Annotated in this window: 2 protein-coding genes; both read right to left on the reverse strand. The window is 66.1% G+C overall.

Annotated features, from left to right (window positions below; all coding sequences use genetic code 11):
- Positions 1–53: 53 nt before the first annotated feature.
- Entirely contained in the window at positions 54–467 is a 414-nt protein-coding gene (gene mscL, locus ACE026_RS19840; protein ID WP_121039325.1) for a large-conductance mechanosensitive channel protein MscL, read from the reverse strand.
- A 58-nt stretch (positions 468–525) separates the two neighbouring features.
- Positions 526–1233 carry a fumarylacetoacetate hydrolase family protein gene (locus ACE026_RS19845; protein WP_019183922.1) on the reverse strand — a complete coding sequence of 236 codons (708 nt, stop codon included), beginning with the start codon at positions 1231–1233 and terminating at the stop codon, positions 526–528.
- Positions 1234–1304: the final 71 nt, after the last annotated feature.

Genomic DNA, 1304 nt, shown 5'->3' on the forward strand with positions numbered 1-1304 from the left:
CACTACCGTTTCCGGGCTGCCGGCCAGCGACCGGCACTGCCCGTGTTGCCGCCTCAGTGCTTGAGGTTGTCGCGGATCTCGCGCAGCAGCAGCACTTCTTCACTCGGCGCCGCCGGGGCGGCCGGCTCGGCCTGCTTCTTGCGGGCCAGGCGGTTGATGAACTTGACCACCATGAAGATCGCAAAGGCCACGATCACGAACTGCACCACGGTGTTGAGGAAATCGCCGTAGCCGATCACCACCGCCGGAATCTCTTTGCCATCGGCGGCAATCCGGGCCGGGGCCAGGGTCCAGGCCAGCTCGGAGAAGTCCACGCGGCCAATCATCCAGCCCAGCGGCGGCATGATGATCTTGTCCACCAGCGCGGTGACGATCTTGCCGAACGCCGCACCGATGACCACACCGACCGCCAGGTCGATGACGTTGCCACGCATGGCGAATTCTTTGAACTCAGTCAGTACACCCATCGGGCTCTCCTGTCGTAGTGGGGGAATCAAATGACGCCGCAGCGTAACGCAGCCTTTGTCATCCAGCGATGATGCCGTGGCGCTCGGCCACGTTTTCCAGGCGCGCGCTGAAACGGTCGCCCGGCTTCAATGCGGCCACGCCCGAGGGCGTGCCCATGAAGACCAGGTCGCCCGCGCGCAGCGCCCACAGCTTGGAGAGCTCGTGCAGGATCTCCGGCACGTTCCAGATCATCTGGTCCAGCAGTGATTGCTGGCGCACCTCGCCATTGATCTCCAACGACAGATTGAGGGCGGCCAGATCGCCGACTTCACCGGCCGGCACCAGCTCGCTCACCGGCGCGGACTGATCAAAGCCCTTGGCCGGATCCCACGGGTGGCCCTTGGCCTTGGCCTGCGCCTGCAGATCGCGGCGGGTCAGGTCCAGGCCGACGCCATAGCCGAACACCAGCGCCTCGGCCTGGTCGACCGGCAGCTCGCCGGCAGGGGCGTCCTTGCCGATCGCCACCACCAGCTCCACCTCATGGTGCAGGTCCTGGGTGGCGAGCGGGTAGGGGATCACATCGTCATGCCCGACCACGATCGCATCGGCCGGTTTGCTGAAGAACATCGGGCGGCCGCGATCATCGGCGGCCGGCACGGCCGCACCCATTTCGCGCGCGTGATCAGCGAAGTTGCGGCCCACGCAGTAGATGCGACGCACCGGGAAGGTACCGCCGCCGGCGACCGGAATGCGGGGCTGCTCGGGCGTGGGGATTACATCGGTCATGCGCGCGTCCTGTGGAGAGGTTTCGCCGCAGTCTAGAGCGTTTTCCCGCCGCCACAAACAGAAACGGGGGC

This window comes from Stenotrophomonas sp. AGC87 (assembly GCF_057333975.1).

Coding starts and splice junctions, on each gene's coding strand:
- mscL (WP_121039325.1), bottom strand. CDS start 467: ATGGGTGTACTGACTGAGTTCAAAGAATTCGCCATGCGTGGCAACGTC.
- ACE026_RS19845 (WP_019183922.1), bottom strand. CDS start 1,233: ATGACCGATGTAATCCCCACGCCCGAGCAGCCCCGCATTCCGGTCGCC.